This window comes from Mesobacillus sp. (assembly GCF_049588175.1).
Lineage (GTDB): Bacteria > Bacillota > Bacilli > Bacillales > Cytobacillaceae > Mesobacillus.
On sequence record NZ_JBAVFI010000625.1, the window covers coordinates 1 to 2,484 of the forward strand.

Here is a 2,484-nt window from a genome sequence, read left to right on the forward strand (position 1 = left end):
ACCTTAGACTTTTCAGCCCCGAATCTCTCAGCCATCGCTTTTCCGAGACCCGTTGCACCGCCTGTAATAACCACAACTTTCCCTTCAAGACTTGGATACATTCAGATCGCTCCCTTATCTTTTTGTAACGCCCAGTAATACGCCGCCTGCGACAATGAGCAAGCAGCCCAGCAGCACCATCCAGACCTGTTTTTTACTCTTCCGTTCATTTAAAAAGAAGAGCCCGCCGATGGTTGAAATGACAATGCCCGTTTGTGAGAGCGAGAAACTCGTCGCTACCCCGATTTTTGGCAATGCGAGTAAAAGCCCGAGATTCCCTGTACTCCACATCAGACCTGTTACAATATTCCTTACCGCATACTTGTTGTATGGTTTTTCACGAATCGTCAGCAGCACGGCACCCGTGACCATCCCAATCGCCTGAGGAAGGATTGCGGCCCAGCCATCAATATTGAACCAGCGGATCAAAATCACATACCCGACAAAGCCTGCAGTTGAAAACAGCAAGACGAGAAAACCCTTTTTCAAGCTTTTCGATTTGTCTGTTCCCTTCTCCTGGTTCAGCGAGGTGAGGACCGCACCGGCAATAATCAGCACCAATGCCGCGATGCCGATGATGACGCTCATTCTTGTATCCCATTCTTTAAAAATAAAGACCCCGAAAAAAGTGGTTCCAATCAGCTGCAGGCCGGTTGACATCGGGGCTGTTTTAGCAACGCCCAGGTACCGGACAGCTCCAAACTGATTTTTCTGTCCAAGCGACCAAAACAATCCTGATATGAAGCCCACAATCCAGATAAGCGTCGACAAATCCGGCCTTTTATAAATAAATACCACAATGGCAAATAACAAGGCACCAATTGTCGTTCCAAGCGTTTGACTGTCTTCGTCCCCGCCAAGCTTATTGCTGACAAACACAATACTGCCCCATGAAACAGCTGCAAGAAGGGCTAAAAGAATTCCTGTCATAAGCGACTACCCCATTCCATTTTTTTCAAAACATGAATGCTGTTCTTTTTAGCTTGTGGTAACAGGAAAAATCTTATTCCCAAAGCAAGGCTATATGTGTATCTTCTTTTTAAAAATAAGGTTGTGTTAAATTTTTATAAAAAAATAAAACTTGGCGATTTGCCAAGTTTATTTTCCTTTATTAAATATTTTTCAGGATCTTTGCGGGATTGCCTGCCACTATTGAATTAGCAGGTACGTCTTTCGTAACAATAGAACCAGCAGCAACAATCGAATTATCACCGATACTGATTCCAGGCAAGATTACACAGCTGCCGCCAATCCATACATCATTACCAATTTTAATTGATATAGCATAACCACTCTTATTCCTATCTTTTGGTTCAATTGAGTGCCCAGCAGTATAAATCCCTACATTAGGACCTATCATACAGTTGTGACCAATCTTTACTTCTGCCATATCTAAAATTGTGCAATTATATCCCACATAGAAATGGTCACCAACGTGAATATTGTAGCCCATATCACAATGAAAATTGTGTTCGATGCTAGGATTCACTCCAACACTTCCAAATAGCTCCTTTATAATTCCCTCTTTCTTAGCGAAATCTTCTATAGCACTATTGTTAAATTCTTGAACAAGGTTATGAGCACGAACATTTTTCATTCTTAGTTCCTCAGTGCCCCGTTGATAATAAATTTTCTGTTTATTCTCCATATCCCATTCCCTCTCTACACTTAATATACAAATAAAACCATGTTCATTCACTTGTCCATGGAATTATGGACAACGGCTGGGATAAGATTGTGAAAGAATCACTAAAATATTCAAATGCTATAGTCCTACCCTGGATCAACACAACAATTCAGTGAAATGAGGCTGGTTTACGAAAATTACTTTTTACAGATAATACAGCGGCCATCACAACGATTATATGAGTCATTAGAAAGGTATAAACATTGAAATAGATACTATTCGTGTACTGATTAAACCAGCCAAAGCGATAAATCCTCGAGTCAGGATTAGCTGGAGTTCCTCCCAAAGCAATGACCAGCTCATTTGCGTAATTTACGATGGCTGCCATCAAAAACACACAAAATATAAGGGAAAGAAGTAAAATCCATGCGTTCATTTTTCTATTTTCTGCATTGTTCGATTTTTCTTTTACAAACTGAAACGTCAAGAAGTAACTCGCAAGGAAAATAGGTGAGAAAAGCATGATTATTAAGAGGCCGAGATTACCATTCCCTGATATCACATTAGGTTTAATCGTAAAGATTTTTTCTATAAGGAAAAATCCTAAAAATGATAATAGAAGACTGATCATCCAAAAGATCGATTTCTTTTTCAATGTAAGGCGCCTCCCCTTTCATTTTGCTGTAAAAATGTATCTTTACACCAAACACTTTGTCCAATCTTATTCATTGCTCCATACATATGTTAATAATGCAAAACAATCTATTAATATGAAAGGGGTAATTGCTATGTGTAATGACTGTTCATTTCACGATGAC

The 2,484-nt window shown here is 39.8% G+C and carries 3 protein-coding genes and 1 pseudogene; all 4 read right to left on the reverse strand.

All coding sequences use genetic code 11. From position 1 onward, the window contains the following. Positions 1-101: pseudogene (locus WB217_RS15085) on the reverse strand (glucose-1-dehydrogenase); the annotation flags it as partial. A 13-nt stretch (positions 102-114) separates the two neighbouring features. Next, positions 115-969, reverse strand: coding sequence for a GRP family sugar transporter (locus WB217_RS15090; RefSeq protein ID WP_423994063.1), 855 nt, complete (start codon positions 967-969; stop codon positions 115-117). A gap of 181 nt (positions 970-1,150) precedes the next feature. Then, a complete protein-coding gene (locus WB217_RS15095; RefSeq protein ID WP_423994064.1) occupies positions 1,151-1,687 on the reverse strand; it encodes a sugar O-acetyltransferase in 537 nt (178 codons plus the stop codon). 148 nt (positions 1,688-1,835) lie between these two features. Then, positions 1,836-2,321 (reverse strand): hypothetical protein, encoded by a 486-nt coding sequence (locus WB217_RS15100; RefSeq protein WP_423994065.1) that lies wholly within the window; start codon positions 2,319-2,321, stop codon positions 1,836-1,838. Positions 2,322-2,484 lie beyond the last annotated feature (163 nt).